The organism is Rufibacter sp. JT3400010 (assembly GCF_054956755.1).
The window spans coordinates 128,272-152,415 of record NZ_JBUDXA010000010.1 but is presented as its reverse complement, the minus strand read 5'-3'; the positions used below and the strand labels follow the sequence as shown (position 1 = coordinate 152,415).

General features: G+C 48.1%; 17 protein-coding genes. 2 read left to right on the top strand and 15 right to left on the bottom strand.

The window, feature by feature from the left end; genetic code table 11:
• Positions 1-390: 390 nt before the first annotated feature.
• From ACY0JR_RS11890 to ACY0JR_RS11880, 3 genes are all read right to left on the bottom strand, one after another.
• Positions 391-1,647, bottom strand: coding sequence for a zinc dependent phospholipase C family protein (locus ACY0JR_RS11890; protein WP_462634309.1), 1,257 nt, complete (start codon positions 1,645-1,647; stop codon positions 391-393).
• 479 nt (positions 1,648-2,126) lie between these two features.
• Positions 2,127-2,843 (bottom strand): pirin family protein, encoded by a 717-nt coding sequence (locus tag ACY0JR_RS11885; RefSeq protein ID WP_462634308.1) that lies wholly within the window; start codon positions 2,841-2,843, stop codon positions 2,127-2,129.
• Positions 2,844-2,989: 146 nt separating this feature from the next.
• Entirely contained in the window at positions 2,990-3,748 is a 759-nt protein-coding gene (locus ACY0JR_RS11880; RefSeq protein WP_462634307.1) for a helix-turn-helix domain-containing protein, read from the bottom strand.
• 345 nt (positions 3,749-4,093) lie between these two features.
• Here ACY0JR_RS11880 and ACY0JR_RS11875 point away from each other — a divergent pair, with 345 nt between their 5' ends.
• A complete protein-coding gene (locus tag ACY0JR_RS11875; protein WP_462634306.1) occupies positions 4,094-5,314 on the top strand; it encodes a S8 family serine peptidase in 1,221 nt (406 codons plus the stop codon).
• 165 nt (positions 5,315-5,479) lie between these two features.
• Here ACY0JR_RS11875 and recQ read toward each other — a convergent pair whose 3' ends face one another.
• From recQ to ACY0JR_RS11815, 12 genes are all read right to left on the bottom strand, one after another.
• Positions 5,480-7,612 carry a DNA helicase RecQ gene (recQ, locus tag ACY0JR_RS11870; protein WP_462634305.1) on the bottom strand — a complete coding sequence of 711 codons (2,133 nt, stop codon included), beginning with the start codon at positions 7,610-7,612 and terminating at the stop codon, positions 5,480-5,482.
• Between the two features lie 125 nt (positions 7,613-7,737).
• Complete coding sequence (locus ACY0JR_RS11865) at positions 7,738-8,070, bottom strand: phage holin family protein (RefSeq protein ID WP_462634304.1); 333 nt, start codon at positions 8,068-8,070, stop codon at positions 7,738-7,740.
• Positions 8,071-8,091: 21 nt separating this feature from the next.
• The gene (locus ACY0JR_RS11860; protein ID WP_462634303.1) at positions 8,092-9,183 is read right to left on the bottom strand and encodes an agmatinase family protein; all 1,092 of its coding nucleotides are present in this window, start codon (positions 9,181-9,183) and stop codon (positions 8,092-8,094) included.
• Between the two features lie 4 nt (positions 9,184-9,187).
• The gene (speE, locus tag ACY0JR_RS11855; protein WP_462634302.1) at positions 9,188-10,471 is read right to left on the bottom strand and encodes a polyamine aminopropyltransferase; all 1,284 of its coding nucleotides are present in this window, start codon (positions 10,469-10,471) and stop codon (positions 9,188-9,190) included.
• A 194-nt stretch (positions 10,472-10,665) separates the two neighbouring features.
• On the bottom strand, positions 10,666-11,289 hold the full coding sequence (locus ACY0JR_RS11850) for a chemotaxis protein CheC (protein WP_462634301.1): 624 nt from the start codon (positions 11,287-11,289) through the stop codon (positions 10,666-10,668).
• A 37-nt stretch (positions 11,290-11,326) separates the two neighbouring features.
• Positions 11,327-12,958 (bottom strand): chemotaxis protein CheA, encoded by a 1,632-nt coding sequence (locus ACY0JR_RS11845; RefSeq protein WP_462634300.1) that lies wholly within the window; start codon positions 12,956-12,958, stop codon positions 11,327-11,329.
• Positions 12,955-13,983, bottom strand: coding sequence for a CheB methylesterase domain-containing protein (locus ACY0JR_RS11840; protein WP_462634299.1), 1,029 nt, complete (start codon positions 13,981-13,983; stop codon positions 12,955-12,957). The genes ACY0JR_RS11845 and ACY0JR_RS11840 overlap by 4 nt, the downstream gene beginning before the upstream one ends.
• A gap of 105 nt (positions 13,984-14,088) precedes the next feature.
• Complete coding sequence (locus ACY0JR_RS11835) at positions 14,089-14,469, bottom strand: response regulator (protein ID WP_462634298.1); 381 nt, start codon at positions 14,467-14,469, stop codon at positions 14,089-14,091.
• A 23-nt stretch (positions 14,470-14,492) separates the two neighbouring features.
• Positions 14,493-14,993, bottom strand: a complete 501-nt coding sequence (locus tag ACY0JR_RS11830) for a chemotaxis protein CheW (protein WP_462634297.1) — start codon at positions 14,991-14,993, stop codon at positions 14,493-14,495.
• The gene (locus ACY0JR_RS11825; protein ID WP_462634296.1) at positions 14,993-19,894 is read right to left on the bottom strand and encodes a methyl-accepting chemotaxis protein; all 4,902 of its coding nucleotides are present in this window, start codon (positions 19,892-19,894) and stop codon (positions 14,993-14,995) included. The genes ACY0JR_RS11830 and ACY0JR_RS11825 overlap by 1 nt, the downstream gene beginning before the upstream one ends.
• Positions 19,895-20,025: 131 nt before the next feature.
• Positions 20,026-20,775 carry a ParA family protein gene (locus tag ACY0JR_RS11820; RefSeq protein ID WP_462634295.1) on the bottom strand — a complete coding sequence of 250 codons (750 nt, stop codon included), beginning with the start codon at positions 20,773-20,775 and terminating at the stop codon, positions 20,026-20,028.
• A 121-nt stretch (positions 20,776-20,896) separates the two neighbouring features.
• Positions 20,897-21,373, bottom strand: a complete 477-nt coding sequence (locus ACY0JR_RS11815; RefSeq protein WP_462634294.1) for a SixA phosphatase family protein — start codon at positions 21,371-21,373, stop codon at positions 20,897-20,899.
• Between the two features lie 149 nt (positions 21,374-21,522).
• Here ACY0JR_RS11815 and topA point away from each other — a divergent pair, with 149 nt between their 5' ends.
• A complete protein-coding gene (gene topA / locus ACY0JR_RS11810) occupies positions 21,523-23,988 on the top strand; it encodes a type I DNA topoisomerase (protein WP_462634293.1) in 2,466 nt (821 codons plus the stop codon).
• Positions 23,989-24,144: the final 156 nt, after the last annotated feature.

The following is a 24,144-nucleotide window of genomic DNA, read 5'->3' as shown; positions in this document are numbered from 1 at the left end:
AAACCGATAGTTTATACGAGCTTAAAAATTTTAATAATAACGAAATAGAAGAGGATTTATACGGTTTTTTATCCGTATAAACATTTTACATTATATTACTATAATTAAATATTTAAACATTTAAAGAATTATTAAATCAAACATATATGCAGCTTTAAATATATACAAGTTGCTTATATACAACAATTTGAATTTATAATAAATACTTATTAATTATTGAATTACTTGTTAAAATAAGCGAAGTTTAGGAGTTGATAAACAAGAATCACTCATTAAGATATAAATTTTTGTTATTTGATATATTCAGGCAAATTTTAATAATTATATCAACTTTAACTTATCATTAAATTCAATCATTATTTATTAAAATTTTGATAATAATAAAAAAATCTATTTAGCTTTTAACTTAGCCAGGGAGGTTTCAGTTTTATGCCATTCTTCTACTGCTTTTTTATCTTTCTTTTCTGGCATAGAAGCATTCATATAGAAGTTTAGTATGTTTTGTTTTAGTGCGGGGCTTAGACTATTGAAGTCTTCTTTGTCTAATTTGCTTAATAACTCGGCATAAGTTTTATCAGCCTTTTCATAATCGCCGAACTTCGTTTTATTACCCGTATCCAGATCGGTATTAATGAGGGTGGTTCTGGTCTCGGGGAGATTGCGCATACCCACGGCATACTTCTGGGAGGTCATGTTAAAGCTTTCCATAAACACCTTTTCTGCTTCAGAGGTAGGAGGTTTAAAGGCAAATGTTCGGTTAGGCCCTATCTTGGGTAGCACTTTCAATAACCAACTCAGAAATTTTTGGAAAAGGTTTGGTTTCTGGTATTCTCTGCCCCACTGCTTGTGGTAAGTAGTATTCTTGATTCGGTATAAGAATTGCCGGCGGGTGGTGCTTGGTTTAGCGGCTTTTATTTCAGAAGATTTTAAATTCCAGGCGGCTTTAGTCAGACTAGGAATAATGGTGCTCACGGAACGCCTGAACGAGCCGATGGTTAATTTAAGGCTGACAAATAAACTGCTTAACACAAGACCATACGTCTTTTTGAAAGCGCGTTCCAACAATTCCTGACTTACCTCAAAACCAATAAAATCATGGTAAGACTCTGGGGCGTAATTTCCCCGGGCTACTTGCAATACATCAAACCCAAACTCCATCTTAACATGTGCAATGGGGTTTTGCTCATACGTCACACTGTTGCCAAAGGCGGCTTTCACCTCCGGGTACACCATCGGCACAGCCCTGTTAGTTCCTATAGGATGTCCATAATTATCTGCGTAATAATGGGCTAAAGCCCCAACGGCGAAGGCAACTTCCTCTAAGGTTTGTGCTTCCTCCAATAACGCGACAATAAAATCACCGCTCCTGACATAATGGGTCAAATCTGTGAAAAACGTATTCCCGAAGGGATAATACCCCATGTCCTGAATGATGGCACCACCGTAGGCGTATGCGTGGGCTTTGGTTAATTCATCTGGAGTAGCGGTAGGGAATCTTTTCTTTAAGAGCGGTACAATGGAAGGCTGCCACGCCACATCTATAATTGCCTGATGGGTAAGAACACCATAGGCTTTACTTTCCGGCGGGTGTGCCACAAAAAAGAATAAAACGAATAGAACTACAGTTGTGTACCGGTTACCTTTCATAAATAAGATGCTTCTTGTTCAGACTAGCTAAGTAGTTTGCTTGTCTATCTTACGTTAACTACGGATGCAAAGTCTTGAACAAGTTCTTCCTGCAATAGAAAACAAGAACACAGAAAATGGCCTGTTTTCTGAAAACACTTTTAAAGCACTATGTTGAAGTAGAGAATATCTCCTAATTCGCTCTTTAAAAAGAAAACTATTACCCACTCGTATGTGTAAAGCATTTTCTGAATTCCGGAGAAAAGGAGTAGCAATACAGCTGGAGTAAACTGTTCCTCGTTTATGTTTTCTCCAACTATCCTTTATCAGCTGTTTTCTTGAAACTAGCATGAAACTGAGAACATTTCCTTAACAGAGGGTGATAACACAAACAATGGCTTTCAAAGGTTTTATAGTATATCAATGCAACAGTAAGCATTCCCATAAACAGAGAAGGCGCATCCTGTAGATGCGCCTTCTCTGTTTATGGGAGATATATCTTAATAATTAGCTTCTACTCCTGGTAAATCTATCAGAATAAACGTGCTGTCTGCCGATGCTTTGATGCGTAAGGCATCTATGTCTGATGTTCTTACCTGATCGTTTTTCTGCACCTGCATGCCGTTTACGAACAACTCTCCGGAAGTCACATAAATAAACCCTTTCCGGATGGGGAAAGTCTTGAAATCAATTTCCTTTCCTTCTTTCAGGTTGGAATAATACACCGTGGAGTTAGAGTTAAGGTACAGCACATCTTCCAAAACTTTTTGGCCGGTCACCAAAGGAATCAACTCGTTCTTCTCATCAGTGAAATCAATCGCCTTCTGCTCATAGCTGGGTGCCAGACCTTTTTTGTTTGGAATAAACCAAAGTTGGTACAGGTGCAGGTCCTTATCTGAATGGTTATGCTCAGAGTGACTGATGCCGGTTCCAGCGGTCATGCGCTGCACCTCCCCCGCCCTAATCACCGTTTCGTTCCCCAGACTGTCTCTATGACTCACTTCCCCTTCCAGAACAATTGTCACAATCTCCATTTCAGCATGTGAATGCTCTGGGAAACCGCTGTTTCCTTTGACATAGTCGTCGTTGAAGACCCGCAGTGGTCCCCATTGCACGTTATTTAAGTCATAATAATCTGAAAAGGAAAACAGGAAATAGGAATCTAGCCAGCCGTGGGAGGCATGGTGTCTGTCAGAGGCAGATATCACTTTGATCATGGGAAAGAGAGTTGATGTTCAAAGATAAATACGTACGCACGTCTAGGAGGTTTATGCTGAGGTTTTGCTATAAAACAGTGGAGCGCTTTGGGGCTACTTTCATGAAAGTAGCCTCAAAGCGCTCCGAACCATTATACCAGAACAGATTAGTTGGAAGTCTTCAACTTCTTCACTTCCTGCTGCAGGTCAAGCACCAAGGAGGTGAGTTTATCCAAAGAGATCTCAGCCATAGGGAACGTAGTACTGATGTAAGCTTTCGCCTCCCAGAGTTCCACAATGTCATCTAAAGCAACATTGTACGGCTCATAGCTGGGGTTATCTGAGTGCAGACGCAATGCGGTTTGCTTAGGCTGATGGTAAATGCGTTTGAAGACAATACCTTCCTGCAGGCTAACCACAATACAAGGCGTACCGTCCTTTATCTCTTGCCATTGCTCCACATACCGACCCACAATCACAGTGCCAGACGGAATAGGCAACATAGAATCACCTTTGATTTCAAAGGCCCGGTACGTACCCGGACTCTGGATCATAGGCAACCTGAACTTCGGAAGTTCTTCCATGAACTCAGGGTCAGAATAGCCGTTGAGGTAACCGGCGCTGGCTTTGTAGGGCACCAGCTCAATGTTCTCTCTATCCTGATTATCTACCGTGATGGATAGTACTTTTACGTTAGACTGGCGCTTAGAACCGTTTTTGGCATTGTTAGGCAAATCTGGATTTATCAGCTCATCTACTGACAGCTGGAATACCTGGGCCATCTTCATCAAAGTAGCCAATTTAGGCTCCGCTCGTCCCTCTTCATAGGCACCAATCAAGGAACGCTTTATCTCCAGCTTCTCGGCAAGCTGTACCTGGGTTAGATTAAGCTGTTTTCTAAGATATTTAAGATTAGTGCTAAGCATAGGAAGGTCTGTAGTTGGTTTTACAGAGTAAAAGTACTAATTCTTTAGCAAACAACTAAAATTTTTGGCAACTGATTTTTTCCTGTTTTTTACATTTTCTTAAAAAATTTTCAAACCAGAAATTTTCCAAAAAATGGCTCTACTCTAAACAAACGAAGTTTTGCGAGCTTAAAACATAAATATTAATATATTAACTAAATCAAATATAAAAATTTTCTTTACGTATCTATTTGTTTAAAAGTTGTATTATTCAGTACCTTTGTCAAACAAACAGCAAGATAACTCTTTCTAACAGCTGTTTTACCCATCATTTTTTAAAACAGATTAAACAAAACTAAGAAGCCCATGAACACAGCTACGTTTAAGAAAGCAGTGTCTTTTTTTGCACTAGCCTCCGTTTTCTCAATGTCTGGTTGTCAGCAAGTTGCAGAATTAGAAGAAGTTACCCAGCTTCCCGTGGAACCTACGGCTTCTTCCACTTCCATTGCAGGTAAGTTCATTGTTGTTTTAAAAGACAACAACCAGCAATCTGCAGCTGAGTTGCGGGAGCGGGTTTTAGGTAGAAACGGATTTGAAATATCCCGGGCCCGTGAAATTCTCCAAGGGGCTATCAATGGCTTCTCTGGCAACTTCAGCAAAGAGGAAATTGACATTCTTAGAAAAGACAAAAACGTAGCATTTATTGAGCAAGACCAGGTAGTATCTCTTGGTAAAGTAATAAGTTCAGACGCATCGGCTAGAAAAGCGACCACGCCCGTGGGGAAAACCTCTGCCGTTGGTACGGTTGACAACAACACCTTAAGTTCTTCGCAAACCATTCCCTGGGGAGTTGCCCGCGTGGGTTACGGCGACGGTACGGGTAAAACGGTGTGGGTGATTGACTCTGGGGTACAAGCTTCACATCCTGACTTGAACGTAGATGCAACCAGAAGCAAATCCTTCATCTCTGGTGTTCCATCCTGGGAAGACGGCTACGGTCATGGAACTGCGGTGGCGGGTATCATCGGCGCGAAAAACAATAACATTGGGGTGGTTGGCGTAGCCGCCAATGCTTCTATTGTGGCGCTGCGGGTGTTTGACAACGCCGGTGCCGGTACGCTTACCCGCATCTATTCGGCTGTAAACCACGTGTACAACAACGGCAAACCAGGCGATGTGGTGAACATGAGCCTTCGGGTAGACGCCTCTTCCATGCTGGACGAATTAGTGAAGAAAACCGCCGCTAAAGGTATTTTCATCGCGGTTGCCTCTGGTAACAGCCACATAGACTGCAAAGCAGATTCTCCGGCCCGTGTTATCGCCCCTAATGTGTATGTGGTGTCTAACATGGATTCTTACGGCAGCCTACACCCTAGCTCTAACTTCGGTAACTCCGTGAACTTCTCTGCCCCAGGTACCAATATCTACACCACCTGGAAAGGCAGCGGGTACACCACCGGTAGCGGAACCTCTTACGCTGCTCCTCACGTAGCGGGAATCCTGGCTCTGACCGGCGGAAAAGTTAATTCGCAAGGTGTGGTTACCAACGACCCAGACGGCAAACCAGATGCTATTGCTTTAAAATAACAAAACGTTATGTTTGATATAACAAAAAGGCCTGTCTTAATAGACAGGCCTTTTTGTTATATCAACAACTAAGTTATGGCTCCTTTTTAAGCTTATTTTCAGGAAATCAGGTTTAAAGCATGAATGAAAACATTCTTATTAATGACTAAAGGTGTAGTCCTTCGCTCAGGCATTTTCTTTATTAAACCTTCCAATCCCAAGGCGTATTTTAAGGTAATCAATTTCACCGTTTAGGTAATCAAAGATAGGTTTCATGGCCGCCGTTTGCTTCGTTTGCAAAATACCTTCTTTCACTTTACTGTATTCCCAATCAGAGAGATACGGTTTCAAATCAATGTCATATCCTTGCTGGTACAGCGTGGCCAAATGCGAATAAATGGTAGTTAACTGAACCTGTCTCTGTTCCGAGATTTCTTCCAATGTCTTGCCTTGCCGGAGAAGTTCATAGGTAACCAGGTGCGTGGTGCCTTTCAAGCGAGCCTGCTGTTGTTCGGCTTGCTGGGCCAGGAAACTCAGGATGGCGTTGATGAAGATTTCACCGTACTGCTCGTACTTGGCCTGCGCCACCCCGGAAATAGACAGGAATGCCGGTTTATTAGTGGGACGCTGTTCTACAATCTCCTGCAACGTATTGTCGGTGAAGACCACGTATGGCGGAATGTTGCGCTCATTGGCTAATTGTTTCCGGAGTTGCCTCAGATGTTCAAACAAGGCCGTTTCCACCCCGCTTCTGGATTTCTTCTTCTCCCTTTTCTCCTTCTCCTCTTTAGGGCTGACGGGCTGGAATTTCACCAGTTCCACTTTTTTGCCGTTGAAAAGCACTTCCTGGCTGGCATTGGTCAATTTTAATGCCCCGTGCTCATCATAGGCCACTTCCAGAATTCCCTGGTTAATCAACTGGTGAATGTACCGTTGCCAATCCTGGGAAGGCACATCGCGGCCCGCGCCAAAGGTCTTCAGTTGGTCATAGCCTCTGGTCAAGGTGAGTTGGTTTCGGGAGCCCCGCAGAATATCCACTACTTGGGCCGTGGCTACGGTTTCTTTGGTTCGGGCTACCGCCGACAGAATCTTCTGCGCGTACTCGGTGCCATTGAAAGATGTAGGCGGATTATCGCAGATATCACAGTTGCCGCAGTCTTTGGAGTACTCCTCGCCAAAGTAGTGCATGAGGGTTTTGCGCCGACAACTGGTACTTTCCGCGAACTGCTGCATGCGGTCCAGTTTGGCAAGCGACAAAGCTTGTTCTTTGCTGTCGCCTTGCGTGACAATATCGCGCAGGGTCATAACATCTGCCAGACTGTAAAATAACAAGGCCTCGGCGGGAGCGCCATCACGTCCGCCCCGACCAATCTCCTGGTAATAACTCTCCAGGTTCTTAGGCAGGTTGTAGTGTATGACCCAGCGCACGTTAGACTTGTCAATCCCCATGCCGAAGGCAATGGTGGCGCACATGATCTGGATGTTGTCCTGCAGGAATTTCTCCTGCACCTGCTCCCGGTCGCGGGCCGATAATCCGGCGTGGTAATAATCGGCGTTGTAGCCTTTCTCCTTTAGTTTGGCGGCCAGAGACTCACAGGCTTTCCGGCTTAGACAGTAGACAATTCCTGGCTGGAAGGGCCGTTCCTCCAGAAAATCAAGAATGGCCTCCATACGTTTCTGTCCCGGCTGCACTTGCAGGTAGATGTTAGGGCGGTCAAACGAGGAAATGAAAACCTTGGGGTCCTGCAGGTAAAGTTGCGTGAGGATATCGCGCTGCGTGAGGCGGTCTGCGGTGGCGGTAAGCGCGATGATGGGCACTTCAGGGAACTGGAGCTTCAGGTTCTTCAGTTGCAGGTACTCCGGTCGGAAATCATGACCCCAAGCCGAAATACAGTGCGCCTCATCAATGGCGAAGAGGTTTATCTGCAAGCGTTTCAGAAAGGAAAAGAAACCCGCTGAAAGCAATTTTTCCGGGGAGACGTACAGCATTTTCATGCGGCCGTCAAAACACTGCTGTTCAATCAACTGCTGCTCTTTGGCAGACTGCGAGCTGTTCAGGTAGCCGGCGTTTACGCCGTTGGCCAGCAGCGCTTCTACCTGGTCTTTCATCAAGGCAATTAACGGAGAAACCACCACAGAAAGCCCCGGCATCACCAAACCCGGCACTTGGTAACACACCGATTTTCCGCCCCCCGTTGGCATCAATACCACTGTGTCCCGCTTTTCCAGTACATTAGAGATAATATCTTCCTGCCCTGGCCTGAACTGGTCATAACCAAAATAAAGCTTGAGGGCATCCCGTGCTTCCTTTACTCCCATTTTCTAATCGTTTTGACAAAAATACGCCAAAAACCTCTCTTTTCCTTTTACAAGTACCCCCAGAAACAAGAATAGCCCGGAAAAGCTCCCGGGCTATCTAACCTATTTAGCAATCTTACTAAATTTTAGAAGATAAGATCAACAATGTACGTGGCAATGGATAACACCAAACTAAACAAAATGGCAGTGATGAGTCCGCTTATGTTGAAGCCGTCCAGCAGATAATCTGCCATGTAAAGAATAATGGCATTGATGACCAACAGAAACAAACCCAAGGTCATAAACGTGATGGGAATGGTCAGGAACACCAGAATGGGCCGCACAATGGCGTTCAGAACAGCCAGTACCAAAGCCAGGAGAATAGCGCTGGAAATGCCGTCAATGGTAACGCCGGGAAAAAACTGCGCCAGCACCAGAGCCACAATGCCCGTGATGATAATCTTAAGGATGAATCCCATAGTAGTAGTTCAGGAGGTAGGTTATATAGTAGATTCTAATCTTTTCTGAGATACGGCCATCCAGTTGCAGAGTTTGTAGAGAAGCCGCGCGCCCACGTTCCCGTTCCACTCGCTGTCACCGGGCGCCACTTCGCACAAGTCAAACCCAATGATTTCCCTTCCTGATTTCACCAGGGCCTTAATGAGGTATACTGCCTCTTCAAATTCAAAACCGCCGGGCACCGGGGTACCGGTTGCAGGGCAAAGTTTTGGGTCTAGCCCGTCAATGTCAAAGCTGATGTATACTTTCTGCGGCAGCTGCGCTATGATCTTCTTGCACTGCTTCCGCCAGGAAGTACCCTCGTACATTTTGGTTTTGATCTTGCTGTCATAGAACGTAGTGATGCGGCCATTGGACTGATCCACCAACTCGGCTTCGGCCTGGCAAAGATCTCGTATGCCTACCTGCACCAGTTTTTTCACCTGCGGCAGCTTGAGGGCATTGAACATGATGGACGCGTGCGAGTACGTAAAACCTTCGTAGGCATCCCGTAAATCGGCGTGGGCGTCAATTTGCAGAATGCCGTATTCTTCGTGCTTTTCGGCTAAAGCGTGCATAAAACCCAATGGCGTGCTGTGGTCTCCGCCTAAAACCCCCACCAGTTTTCCTTGCTCCAGGTACGCCAGTGTTTCCTTTTTGGACCACTGCAACAGTTCTTCGCCTTTCCGGTTTACTTCTGCCAACGTAAGGTCAAAACGGTTTGGCTGCCCGGGACTGCCGGTTTCCAGCCAATCAATATAAGCATCGGTTTTCTCGCGCAGACGTTGGCTTTCATTCGCCCAGTTTTCTGGTACTACCGGCATGTGAATGCCCAGGTGCCAGGCATCTGGAATTTCTGGGTCAAAAAGATCCAGTTGCGGAGAGGCATCGCGTACAGCGGCGGGGCCTTCGGCGGTACCGGCGTTGTAGGAAACGGTCACTTCCCACGGAATAGGGAAAATCACGACTTCAGATTCTTCTTCGGTAAACGGAAGTCCGAAAAGGCCACTGCCTACATCCCCTACGCCATTCTGGTCAAATGAGGTAATCTTCTTGTGTTTAGAATCACACATGGTGGGCATGTTAATGCTCATAGTACTAGGCTTTAGAGGAGAGTAAGTCTTTTACGTAATTAGGTAAGGCGAAAGCTGCCAAGTGAATGTCTTCGTTATAGTAGCGCAAGCCCTGCTCTCTGGAAAAAGCAGCGGCAGCTTCCTGGTTGAATTTCTTAGGATGCACGCTGCCTTTGGAACTGAACGAGAAGCTCCAGGTGCCGGTAGGATACGTGGGAATAGCAGCAAGATAGCAATGCACGTTATCTTTCCCGAAGATGCCTTTGTAGGTATCATAGATCTCCACAAACACATTGGTGTTGAACCTCGGCGATTCGCTCTGGGTAATCATCACACCTTCTGGGGTGAGGCAGCGGTGTACTTCTGCGTAGAACTCGGCGGTAAACAAGCCTTCGCCCGGACCAACAGGATCTGCGGAATCCACAATGATGAGGTCAAAGGGTTCATTGGCACACTCCTTAATGTACTTGATACCGTCTGCCACTAGCAATTTCAGCTTAGGATGTCCGAAGGCACTGGCGGTTTCCGGCAAATGGGCTTTACAGGCTTCAATCACTAGTTCGTCAATTTCCACCAGCACCACTTCCTCAATGCTATCGTGGCGAAGCAGCTCGCGCACGGTACCGCCGTCGCCGCCGCCAATTACCAGGGCGCGCTTCACGTTTCCATGGCTGAAGAACGGCACGTGGGTAATCATTTCATGGTACACGTACTCATCTTTCTGGGTACACATCACCATTCCGTCTAGCGTAAGCATGTTGCCGTACGCCAGCGTTTCAAACACCTCTACTTTCTGGTAAGGCGATTGTTTCTTGTATAACTGGTTTCCGGTGTGTTTTAGGGAAAGGGCAATGTTTTCATCACGCTCCGTAAACCAGACATCGCGGGTGATGCGCGGGATGGTAGCAACGGGCTGACCAGAATCACGGGCTTCTACGTTGAAGTCTGTCCGTTTCAGGAGACTTTGCTGGCCTCTCAGGCATTCCATGGAAGAGCCGTGGCTGGCTTCAAACGCTTCTTTCAGGAAGTTATAGGAAACCCAAGGGTCAACCGAATCACCGCAGGTAAATAAATCTACCGCGGCATATCCATACTCGGGCCAGGTATGAATGGCCAAATGGCTCTCCTGGATCACCACTACGCCCGACACGCCATAGGGAGAGAAGTGGTGAAAGGTACTATTGATGACGGTGGCGCCAGCCGTTGCGGCGGCTTCTACCATGCTGTTCTCAATGTGTACCACATCGTTCATTAACTCTGGTGAGCAGTTGTAAAACTCCACCAGAATATGTCTACCTAAAGCGTCCATAAGGGTATTTCTAAATCAGTTATTTGTTCAGACGCGCAAAACAACAAAAAAGATACTGTAATGGAAAATGTGTAGCTTCTTCGGTTTTAAAGCTGATTTCTGTAAAACGGCACCAAAACCGTTCTTCTCAGGTTTTTACTTAAGCAAAAGAGCCGCACGGGGCGGCTCTTTTGCTTAAGTAAATTTTACCGGAACTACTTGGTCAGGAAATTATAGGAGCGGATAATCTCCAGGATTTTAATGAAGGTATTGGTGTCAAAAAACAGCAACAAGGGCAATTCCACCATTTTGGAGTTGTTAGTAAACTGGGTAATAACCGTGAACACCAAGGGCTGGAACAAAGGATGATCTGTGAAAATACCTTTGAGAGATTCAGCAATGTCATGTTTGGGCGCCACGGGCGGCGAACCGTAAATGCTGGCTTTCAGAATGTTGGCTAGTTGCGTCACCAAAGCCCCGGTAATGATGTTACTGACCTCCAGCAGCAGCGATTCCTGCATCTCAGTAAGCGGTTCGTTTCCCTTCACGGTCATGCCTAAACAGACTTTAGAAAGCTGCTCTACGTGCAGTTCAGAGAAGAGCATAAGAGTTGTGCCGTTCAGTTCGCCTTTTATGTCTGACTGAATAATGGTGTGCGAGTTCTCATACGCCCGTACAATCTTCAGAAGCTCCTCGGCCTCCATCAACTGCAGGTCTGGCACTTTCAACAAAACCCGGTCTTTTGCAATGGCGGCAAAGGAATCTGCTGCCCTTGCCAGGCCTATGTTCAGGATTTCTTTGATGATATCCCGCTCTAGTTCATTTACTTGAAGCTCCATGAATCAGGCTATAAAAATGTTGTGTGCCATGTAGTCCTTACCTTCTGGCAATAAAATAGCGGGTAATGGCGGCCACATCCAGCACCAGGCACACCTTGCCCGACCCTAAAAGGGTTACCCCCGCGTAAATTTCAATGGTATTGACCGGTTTACTCAGGGCTTTGATCACAATATCCTGCTGCCGCAGCAGCTTGTCTACAATCAAACCTAACTTCCGGTTATTATAGGTCACAATAATGATGTTCTGAATATCCCCTTCCAGATCATTCTTCTTAACGCTGTACTCCGTAATTTCCCGGTTGAACAGTTCGCGCAGAGAGACAATGGTAATGGTTTCACCGTTGATGTCCGCCACCAACAGATCACCCACCTCATGCAATTCCTGCGTAGGCAGCGCCACCACAGAATCTGTGTGCATCAGCGGAATGGCGTAGAAATTCTCTTCCACCTGGCAGAGCAACGCCCCTTTCACGGCAATAGACGTAGGCAGAAACAAGGTAAAGGTGGTTCCTTCGCCTTTTTTGGAATCTACCTTTATTCTACCGCCAATGGAATCTATGGCATTTTTCACCACGTCCAAGCCTACGCCGCGCCCCGAAACCTCGGTCACTTCCTTGGCTAAGGAGAAGCCCGGTTCAAACAGGTAAGAGAGTACTTCGGTGTCCCGCAAGTCACTGGCCGCATCGGCTGAAAGGAATCCTCTCTGCACAATGGCCTTTCTTACTTCTTCCTGGTCAATGCCTTTGCCGTCATCAATCAGCTTCAAAATGACAGTATCACGGTCATTCTGGGCCGAAAGGGTGACGTTCCCGTTGGGCGTTTTCTTTTTCTTGGTCCTGACATCGGCTTTCTCAATCCCGTGCGAAATGGCGTTCCGCATGAGGTGCAAAAGCGAATCTGTGATAATCTGGAGAATGTTCCGGTCAATCTGAATGTCTGACCCCGATATCTCCAGGTTTATTTCTTTCTTCTCCGCTACCGCGATGTCCCGCACTATGCGCGGAAACTTGTTGAACAGCGAACCCACGTTTACCAGACGGGCATCCATCACGCTGTACTGCAGATCTTCGGTGATGCGGTACAGGTGCGCGCTTACGTTTTTCAGGTCATCATGGTCCAGTTCTTTGCCAATGGACACAATCCGGTCCCGGTCAATGATCAGCTCCCCTACCAGGTTCAGCAGATGGTCCAGCTTCTTGATCTGAATGTAGATCAGGTCTGAAAGCGACAGGTTTTTAGACGTATAGTACTTCTGAACCTTTGACAGTTCTGAGGTATTCTCCCCTTGCGAATTGATGATGATGTCCAGGTTCCGGAGCAAAGCAGGACTTGGCTCCACCTCTTTGGCCCCGTCAATGCCGGTAATCATCTCCCCCAGCAGGTCAATGCCGTCAAAGAGAACCGTCACTACCTCGTCACTGAAACTCAGCTCCTTGTTCCGGATAAGACCGAAAGCGGTTTCCAGTTTATGGGAAACGTCTGCAATGGTCTCATACCCGATGGCTTTAGCATTGGCTTTCAGGTTATGCAATAACCTGAATACCTCGGCTAACACCTGCTCGTCCTCGGGGTTCTTCTCCAGATCACTGATGTGCCGGTTCAGCGCATCATAATACTCGAGAGCCTCGGCTATAAATATCTCTTTATATTCCTGATCTCTCGACTTCATCCTACCAATTTCTGTTGGAGCTCATGGCTCATATAACGGTTCATCACAAACCGGTTCATCATGGTGTTTAGCTGCCCTAAGGGGAAAACTCCATTTACCACCCCATTCTTGATAGCCGATTTAGCCATCCCGAAAATGGTGGAAGTTTCTTCATTCTGCGCAATCACTACCCCGCCTCTGTTCACAATCTCCCGCGCGCCCACGGTGCCGTCCTGTCCCATGCCCGTCAGAATCACGCCCAACACCTGCGCCTGCGCACATTGCGCCGCCGACTGCATGAGCACATCCACTGAAGGTGAATCTAAGGTATTGGAAGGCTCCAGCTCCACGCAAAATTGGTTAGGCCGAAGGGATCTTCTTTGCACCCGCATGTTCTGCCCGCCGGGCGCAATGACAATAGTACCAGCAGACAGTTTCATGCCATCAGTTCCTTCTTCTACCCGCCAGCTGGTTAATTTCTGCAAGCGTTTGGCCAGCCGTTTGGTGAATTTCTCGGGCATGTGCACCGCAATCAATACCACCGTAGGTTGCCGAAGATGCAGATCCTGGACCAGGTACTCAATAGCTGCTGAACCGCCCGTAGAAGCCCCAATCACGACCATAGAAAGCGGGGTTTCTGTTACCTGCGAAGACGCCAGCAATGTACTGGTGTACTTTCCCCATCGACTGTTCAAGGGTACGTGCGTTTTAGAAGAATCATTCACTGAAAAACTAGACGCCAGTTCTCTGAGCTTTGCCATCAACCTGGCTTTAGCGGCTTCTTTGTCCGTTTTCTTGCCTGTTTCAGAAAAAGAAGCAAAATTCATAGATCTTGGAGAAGCGTTTTTGGCCAAATTTTGGGAAACCATGAGTAAAACGGAAGCCTTCTCGCCGTACACTTGCCGGAACAAAGGCACTTTGCCCCCCATGGTCAGGTTGTAGTGCGTCACAATCAGGTCTGGTTGGGTGGAAAGTGCTTTGTGCAGCAATTCCTCCTGTGACTGGGCTGTATCTACCACCTCAAAATGAGGCTCGGCATCTATCATACCAGTAAGCACAAGTCTTGCACGTACGGAGGAATCCCCAATTAAAACTCTGATTTTAGATGGCTGCACAGGTAAGGGTGTGGCGCTGTTTTTAGCTTGTTTTCTCTATTCTTCTTTAAAAGCGTTGTTTAACGCTTCCAGCACTTTGTCTTCTGAGAAAGGTTTGATGATGTAATGCAGGGCACCATACTCAGCGGCTTCGTTCATGATCACTTCCTGCCCTACGGCGCTTACAATCACTACTTTAATGTCTGGGTTGTCCTGCTTAATTCCTTTGAGCACATCTAAACCGGTGTTGTCTGGTAAGATCACATCCAAGGTAACCAGGTCCGGAATTTTGTCTTTGGCCATTTGCAGGGCAGTTTTTCCGTCTGGGGCTTCGCCTACCACGTCATAACCCGCGTCTAGCAGCATGTTTTTCAACATAGTGCGCATGTAGAAAGAATCATCTACAATCAGTATTCTTTTCTTATCTGTAATTTCCATAAGTAATTAGATCAAAATGAGCACTATGATTTCAATTGCAATACTTCATCTGCCGTCAGGATTTTATAGATGTCCAGCACAATGATGAGCCGGTCTTCATATTTCCCTATGCCTTCAATGAAGTTTTCATGGATGTTGATGTCCTGGATGAAGGAAGGCGCTTTGTCTATGCTGGAGACCGGCAACGTCAAGGATTGCGGAACTTCGTGCACAATAAAGCCCATGGTATAGTCTTTTGCCTCCATCACCAGCGTATACGTGTGATTTGCGGTTGAGCCGGAAGGACGCTCAATGTTGAAGCGTTCTTCCAGGTTCATGATGGCTATGATATCACCCCTAATGTTGGATACTCCTTTTATAAAGGCGGGCGTTTTAGGCATGCGGGTAATCTCAGGGGTAATGGTTACTTCCTTTACCTGATCAATCCGGACGCCGTACTCTTCCGTGCCTAGTTTAAAGACAATGAGGTGTACTTTTTCCTCCACTACTTTGTCTTTCTTATCTCTGATGTTCTGAGACTCCATTATTCCTGACCTCTGTTTTTAAGTGGCTTGTTGCCATTAAATTTCTTATCAAAGTCCATGTCATTGGAATCTCCGCCCTGGAAAGAACGCTTGCGGGCAGATGGTACCGTGGTGAACTTGCGCGCATTGCGGTTAGGGTAAACCAGGTTGCCATTCACCAGTTTGAAGGCCGAAATACTCATTTGCAGGTCATCGGCAATGTCATTCAGACTCTGGCTGGAAGAGGTCAACTCTTGCATGGAAGACGACAACTGCTTGGCGGTTCCGGCTACCTGCTGGGTACCGGAAGCGGTTTGCTCTGCAATGGCTACCACCTCTTCCACGTATTTCACTACGTCCCCGATTGAGGTTTTCTGTACTTCCGTAGACACCAGGATGTCCTGGGCACTGCGCAGCGTTTCACCGCTGGAAGTCGCAATGTTCTTAAAGGCACCAGAGGCTTCAAAGGTCGCGTTTTTCCCTTTCAATACCCGGCCTTCCATGGTCGCGATGGCCGCGGCCGCGGAAGAGGTATCTTTCTTCACATCGTCTACCAGCGTACTGATTTCGCTCGCTGATTTACGGGAACCTTCGGCCAATTTCCGGATTTCTTCGGCTACTACCGCGAACCCGCGTCCTGCTTCACCCGCTCTAGCCGCCTCAATGGCCGCGTTCAAAGCCAGCAAGTTAGTTTGAGCGGCAATGTCAGTAATTACGCCCAGTGATTTGGAGATTTCCTGGCTACGAGTGCTTAGTACTTCAATGGTTTTGGCAGTTAAGGCCGCAGAGGACGAAATCTCTTCCATGTTGCGCACCACCTCGGCCACTGTTTTCAGACCCAACTGGGAAGTTTCCTCTCCCATTACCGCCGAACGGTTCACCACATCGGCTTTGTTCGCGGTTTCTTTGGTAGCCTTCATGATTTCTTCAATCAGTTTGAAGGCCTGGTCTGTTTTCAAGGCTTGGTTCTGCGCACCTTCTGCCATTTGTTGCATGGCCAAAGCTACGTCTACTGTTACCCGATTCATCTCCAAGCCTTTATCTGCCATTTCTGCGGAAGAAGACCCTACAATGAGCGATGAATCATTGATTTCACCTAATAATGCATTCAGGTTATCAACCGCCAAATTCAAGGCATTGGACATGGACAGAATATCACCGGCAGTATGGATTTCCACTTTCTGGGTTAAATCGCCTTCAGAAATGGAACGTACCACGCGAGAAACTTCCAGCACCGGCGTTACAATAGACTCTAACAGGTCGTTCAAAGTATCAACCAGTTCTTTCCAGCTACCGCTCACGCCAGGCACGGAGGCCCGCTCGGTCAGTTTACCTTCCACCCCGGCTACTCTGGCCACCCGGCTTACCTCACCCGCTAAGCGGTTCAGGTCTTCCACCATGCTGTTAATGGTGTCTGCCAGGTCTGCCAATTCGCCTTTAGCTTGTAAAGTAAGTTTCTGAGTTAAGTCACCTTTAGATACCGCCGTTACTACTTTCACGATTCCGCGCACCTGAGTGGTCAGGTTGGAGGCCATGATATTCACGTTGTCCGTCAGGTCTTTCCAAACTCCCGCCACATTCGGCACGGAAGCCTGGCCACCTAAACGACCCTCAGTACCCACTTCCAAGGCTACTCTTGTTACCTCCCCGGCAAAGATGTTCAGGGAGTCCACCATCTGGTTCAAGTTGTCCTTGAGCTCGGCTAATTCACCCCGGACATTTACGGTGATTTTCTGGGTCAAGTCCCCTTTCGCTACCGCGGTCGCCACATTGGCGATGTCACGTACTTGCAGCGTAAGGTTGGATGCCATGGTGTTCACGTTGTCCGTGAGGTCTTTCCAAACCCCGGCCACGTTTGGCACTTTAGCCTGGCCGCCCAATCTACCTTCGGTACCTACCTCTAATGCCACGCGGGTTACTTCACCCGCGAAGATGTTGAGGGAGTCCACCATCTGGTTCAATATATCTTTCAGTTGAAGGATTTCACCCTTCACATTCACTGTCATTTTCTGGCTCAGGTCACCCTTCGCTACTGCGGTCGCTACGTTGGCTATATCCCGCACCTGAGAAGTCAGGTTGGAAGCCATCGAGTTTACGTTGTCGGTGAGCATCTTCCAGGTACCTGCTACATTCGGCACCGCCGCCTGTCCGCCTAGTTTACCTTCTGTACCCACCTCAAGCGCCACCCGGGTTACCTCACCGGCGAATACGTTCAAGGAGTCCACCATTTGGTTTAGGATGTTCTTCAGCTCCAAAAGCTCTCCGTTTACATTCACCGAGATTTTCTGAGTCAAATCCCCCTTCGCTACGGCGGTTGCCACGTTGGCAATGTCACGTACTTGCAGCGTTAGGTTGGAGGCCATGGAGTTCACGTTGTCCGTCAACTCTTTCCAGGTACCCCGTACTTTTGGCACGTTGGCCTGACCGCCCAATTTCCCTTCGGTTCCCACTTCACGCGCCACCCGAGTTACCTCGTCGGCGAAGATGTTGAGCGAGTCCACCATCTGGTTCAGGTTATTTTTCAGTTCCAAGAGCTCGCCTTTTACATCTACCGTGATTTTCTGGCTAAGATCTCCTCTCGCAACGGCAGTGGCTACGTTGGCGATATCCCGTACCTGCGAGGTCAGGTTACCCGCCATGAAGTTTACGTTCTCAGTCAGGTCTTTCCAAACCCCCCCTACATTCGGCACGTTGGCCTGACCACCTAAGATACCTTCGGTTCCCACCTCTCTTGCCACCCGAGTCACCTCACCGGCAAAGATGTTGAGAGAATCCACCATCTGGTTCAGGTTGTCCTTCAACTGAAGGAGCTCGCCTTTTACATCTACCGTAATTTTCTGGGTAAGGTCTCCTTTCGCTACGGCGGTCGCCACATTGGCGATGTCCCGTACTTGCAGGGTCAGGTTGGAGGCCATGAAGTTCACGTTATCGGTGAGGTCTTTCCAAACCCCACCAACGTTAGGAACCGTTGCTTGACCACCCAGTTTCCCCTCAGTACCTACTTCACGGGCCACGCGAGTTACCTCACCAGCGAAGATGTTGAGGGAATCCACCATTTGGTTCAGGTTGTCCTTCAACTCAGCTAACTCGCCATTCACGTTTACTGTGATTTTCTGATTCAAATCACCTTTCGCCACGGCAGTCGCTACGTTGGCAATATCCCGTACCTGAAGCGTTAAGTTAGACGCCATGTAGTTCACGTTATCGGTCAGTGCTTTCCAAACGCCGCCTACGTTTGGCACGTTGGCTTGTCCGCCCAATTTCCCTTCGGTTCCCACTTCACTGGCTACCCTGGTTACTTCCCCCGCGAAGATGTTGAGGGAGTCCACCATCTGGTTTAAGGAGTCTTTCAACTGAAGGAGCTCGCCGTTTACGTTTACCGTAATCTTCTGGCTCAGGTCTCCTTTCGCTACGGCGGTCGCCACGTTGGCAATGTCACGTACTTGCAGTGTCAGGTTGGACGCCATGGAGTTCACGTTGTCCGTCAACTCTTTCCAGATACCAGCTACTTTCGGCACGTTGGCTTGTCCGCCCAGAATTCCCTCGGTACCTACCTCGCGGCTTACCCGTGTTACTTCATCGGCGAAGATGTTCAGGGAATCCACCATCTGGTTCAGGTTGTCCTTCAGGTCAGCTAACTCACCTTTCACGTTTACCGTGATTTTCTGGGTCAAGTCACCCTTCGCAACGGCGGTAGCTACGTTGGCAATGTCACGGAGTTGGGAGGTCAAGTTGGAGGCCATGGTGTTCACGTTGTCGGTGAGGTCTTTCCAAACCCCGCCTACGTTCGGCACTTTCGCCTGACCACCTAGTTTACCCTCGGTACCCACTTCGCGGGCCACCCGGGTTACCTCGTCCCCGAAGATGTTCAGAGAATCCACCATTTGGTTGATGTTCTCTTTGAGCTGGAGCATTTCCCCTTTCAGGTCTACCGTTACTTTCTGGTCCAGATTACCCTGGGCTACGGCCGTGGTTACCTTAGCAATGTCCCGCACCTGAAGAGTCAGGTTGGAGGCCATCGCGTTTACATTATCAGTTAGTTCTTTCCAGATACCGGCTACGTTCGGCACCGAGGCCTGTCCACCCAGTTTCCCTTCGGTACCTACTTCCAAGGCCACCCGGGTTACCTCACCGGCAAACAGGTTCAGGTTATCAATGGTACGGTTAATGGTTTCAGCCATGACCTTGAAGTCACCGGAAACGGGTATCTGGAACGTCTCGTCCAGGTTACCCCGTGAGATGTTCTTCAATACCTTGCCTACCTCCAATACCGGAACGGCGATGGAGTCTACCAGACCGTTGATGTTGTTGATCATGTCTTTCCAGAAACCAGAGGCGTTCTCGGCAGAGGCACGGGCTTTCAGGTTACCTTCTACCCCAGCCACTTTAGAAATACGCGACACTTCGCCACCTACGCCCCCAATCATCTCCACCATGGAGTTGTAGGCTTCGGCTATTTCTGAGAAGATGTCGTTGTTTTGTTTGGTCAGGCGCACCGAGACGTCTCCTTTCTTAAAGGCGTCTAAGGCGTAGAGCACGCGGTTCAGTTGCTCATTAATATAGTCAGAGTCCTGGGTTTGCGCCTGACGGGGCGAATTGCTTTTCCGGGCCTGGTCGTTTCCTGGCTCAGAGGTAATCACCGCTTCTGTTTTGTCAGCTTGTTTCTCCAATGTTTTTCCTCCTGCACGGGCTTTGGCGGGCGTCGGTTTTCCATTTGACTCCCCGTTAACTTCAGCCAAAGGAAGATTTACCTCCGGGGTTGTTTCTTCCTGCACTGGCGTTTCCTCAGCGGGCACTGGTACCGGGGTTTCTTCTGTCACGTTGGTAACAGCCTCTGCAGGCGGAGTATCAGCGGGTGCCCCCACTTCCGTCTTCCCGATTAGTTTATCCTTGTTGAGTTTTAAGTTTTTACCTAAAGCCATCTTATCTTTGAATTGAAGAGAATTTTATCTTCTGCGGCAATAAAGCTTGCCAATTTTTAAATTTCTGGTGCCCGCCAAGGCAGGCAACTTCGCAATTTACTAAAACTACCCGACTTCTGGAAGCGCTTTCCTTAGGGAATAGAAACAAACTCCTTCGCCAACGCCAGGTAATCTTTTGCCCCGTAAGACGAAGCATCATAGTCCAGCACACTCTTCCCGAAGGACGGGGCTTCGGCCAGTTTCACGTTCTGCCTGATGCGCTGCTGGAAGATATATTCGTCCACGTTCTCCTTCAGGTAGTCTTCTATCTCGGTGCTCAGTTTGCGGCGCTTGTCATACATAACCACTACAATGCCCTTCACCTTCAGTTTTGCGTTCAGCGTCTTCTTTATTTGCTGCACCGTGTTCAGAATCTGCCCCAGCCCCTGCAAGGTAAGCACCTCCATCTGCAGCGGAATCAACACTTCCTGCGACGCCACCAAGGCATTTACCGTTAAGAGCGACAAAGAAGGCGGGCAATCAATCAGGATGTAGTCATACCCTTTCACCTCGCTCAGCAACTGCTGCAGAAACCGTTCCCGCTCCTCATGGTTCACCAGTGAGATTTCCACGTCTACCAACTCATTGGAACCCGGCGCTATGAAGAGGCCGCCGCTCTCCAGGATACAGTCCGTCAGTTTATCCTTACCGGTAAAAACATCGGCAAGGGTGCTTTCAGGTTCCGTGATTCCCAGAGAATAAGAAAGATTGGCTTGTGGATCTAAATCGATTAACAACACGCGCTTGCCCAGTTTCTGCAGGGCGCTCCCCAGGTTAATGGTAGTGGTGGTTTTACCAGTACCTCCTTTTTGGTTGATGACCGATACGATAGTTGTTGCCATAGGTTACAGAAAAAAGAAAATAAATTTCTTGGTGTGGGATGAGCCGCTAAACTACAAATAATTATAGGGCTGTTTATTTGTTTTTAGTCTGTTTATAGGAAAACAAGCCTAAAACCGCATACTATTCTTTATAGAGGAAATGCAGCTTGCAGGTACCCGCCCGTAGGTTTTCCCAATGATAGCCGTTGAAATGCAAGTGGGCAATAGTAGCCGGACTGAAAGTCACTTCTTCGTTTGCCATAGAAGAGGCAAAAAAGGAGATGGTAGGATTATGGCCAATCACCAGCAACGTATCCACGTCATCATGCACACCATGTAAAAGGGTGAGAAGGTCACGCTCTGAGCCGTAATAAATGTCACGTTCAAATTCCACTGGCACCTTGTGGCCCAATTCACTAAGCAGGTGCTCCAGTGTCATGCGGGTTCTTACCGAGGAACTACATAAGACCAGTTCTGGTTGTAAAGATTGATTTTTGAGCCATAGTCCCGCCTCGCCCGCCTGGCGCTGCCCGAACAAGGTAATTTCCCGGTCAAAATCTGTTTGACCAATGGTTTTATCTGCGGCAGTGGCATGGCGCATTAATAGGAGATTCTTCATGCGAACTTATATTTACAACCCTTTTTATGCCTCTAAGGTATATTCTTTTACCCCATTTGAACAACGGGTATAAAGATAGTGGTTGGATTGTCTCAAAAAATTACTACATCTTTGAAAAAATTTAGGGCCCTGCCCTGCTCTCTTCCCATATGATAAAAAACTTAGTAATTGTGGAGTCGCCGGCCAAGGCCAAGACCATTGAAGGGTACCTGGGGAAGGATTTCATTGTGAAATCCAGCTTTGGGCACGTGCGCGACCTCCCCAAAGACAACAATGCCATTGACATCAAGAACGGTTTCAAGCCCACCTACGTGGTCTCAGCCGATAAGCGGGAGGTGATCTCGCAACTGAAGAAACTTGCCAAGGAGGCCGAAGTGGTGTGGCTTGCATCTGATGAGGACCGGGAGGGTGAAGCCATTTCCTGGCATTTATCTGAAGCGTTGAACCTGAGCGAAGCCAAGACACGCCGCATTGTGTTCCGGGAAATCACGAAAAGTGCTATTCTGAACGCTATTGAGAACCCGCGCTCCATTGACACCAACCTGGTAAACGCCCAACAAGCCCGCCGCGTGCTGGACCGTCTGGTGGGTTTTGAACTGAGTCCGGTGCTCTGGAAAAAAATCAAAACTGGTCTTTCTGCCGGACGCGTGCAGTCGGTGGCCGTACGTGTGGTGGTAGAACGCGAGCGCGAGATTGAACGTCACAAAGCGGTCTCGTCTTATAAAGTAGTAGCTCAGTTTGATGCCGGTGGCAAACGCCTGGAAGCCGAACTGAACACTCGTTTCAAAACCCAGGCAGAAGCCGAAGACTTTCTGCAGCGCTGCATTGGTGCCGCTTACTCTATTGAAAGCCTGGAGAAAAAGCCCACCAAACGCAGCCCAGCGCCGCCATTTACCACTTCTACCCTGCAGCAGGAAGCCAGCCGTAAGCTGTCTTTCTCTGTGGCGCAAACCATGACCGTAGCCCAGCGCTTGTACGAAGCCGGAAAGATTTCCTACATGCGTACCGACTCGGTGAATCTTTCACAAGATGCCATGGCCGCCGCTGCTGCGGAGATTGCCCGTTCTTTTGGCGACAATTACGTAAAAACGCGTCAATACAAGACCAAGTCAAAATCAGCACAGGAGGCCCACGAATCCATCAGGCCAACCGACTTTGCGGCGCTTCAGGTGAGTTCTGACCGTAATGAGCAACGGTTGTATGATTTGATTCGGAAGCGGGCCATTGCCTCACAGATGGCAGATGCCGAAATTGAGAAAACTACCGCTACCATTACCATCAGCGGTCAGCCCGAGAAACTAGTCGCCACTGGCGAAGTAATTCGTTTCGAGGGTTTCCTAAAAGTGTACACGGAATCAACCGATGATGATGACGTAGCCGATGACGATGTGAAAGGCATGTTGCCACCATTGTCCGAAGGACAATCTCTAGACCTACAGCGTCTGCAAGCCACCGAGCGTTTCAGCCGTCCTGCTCCCCGCTATACCGAGGCTAGTTTGGTGAAGAAGCTGGAAGAAATGGGCATTGGTCGTCCGTCTACGTATGCGCCAACCATTTCTACCATCCAGAAACGCGGCTACGTAGAAAAAGACAATAGAGAAGGTAAAGAAAGAGCCTACAACGTGCTCACTTTGGAGAATGGCCAAATCTCCACTCAGAAGAAAACGGAGATGGCCGGAGCCGAAAAAGCAAAGCTATTTCCGACGGACATCGCCATGGTGGTGACTGACTTCCTGGTAGCCCATTTTGAAAGCGTGATTGACTATTCTTTTACCGCCAAGGTAGAAGAAGAATTTGACGAGATTGCCGCCGGTAAAAAGCAGTGGGATAAAATGTTGGACAACTTCTACTCAAGTTTCCATCAAACCATTGAAACCAGCGCCAGCGTAGAACGATCCACCGTGAGCGGTGCCCGCGAGTTGGGGGTTGACCCCGTTTCTGGCATGAAAGTGCTTGCCAAATTAGGACGCTTCGGCCCCTACGTGCAGTTGGGCGAAGAAGTGGAAGGAACGGATGCCAAACCGGTATATGCCAGCCTTCGGAAAGGTACTTTCATAGAGTCCATCACGTTAGAGCAGGCCTTGGAATTGTTCAAGTTGCCCCGCGTGGTAGGCGAGTACGAAGGAAAGGACATGAAAGCGGCCATCGGGCGGTTTGGCCCTTACATTCAGCACAACAGCAAGTTCTATTCCCTTCCCAAAGATCTGGATCCCTTGCTGGTAACCGAGACCGAAGCCATTGCTTTGATTGAGGCCAAGCGCAAGGCAGACGCGGAGAAAATGATCAAAACCTTCCCTGAGAATCCGGAGGTGACGGTCTTGAACGGACGTTTCGGGCCTTACATCTGCGTGGGCAAGAAAAACGTGAAGATCCCGAAGGGCCAGGAACCGGCGGAATTAACGCTGGAACAATGCTTGGAATTAGCGGAAGCCACCCCAGATAAACCAGCACGCGGTGGCTTTAAGAAGAAAGCCGCACCTGCCGCTGATACTCCCGCGGCCAAGAAAACGGCCGCCAAAAAGCCCGCCGCTAAAAAAGCAAACGGAACTAACAAAGCAGCAGCGGCCAAGAAAACCACTACCAAAGCAAGCACGGCTAAGAAAAAGGCCAGCTAAAAGTTGGCTACAGCATTAGCGTAGATTCAAGTAAGATAAACTCCGTTTTGAAGCTGTTTCATCAAAGCAGCCTTAAAACGGAGTTTATCATTTAAGGCAATGTCTACGTATTAGACTTCATTCTCTCCATCATTCAATCACTCAATCAATACTAAA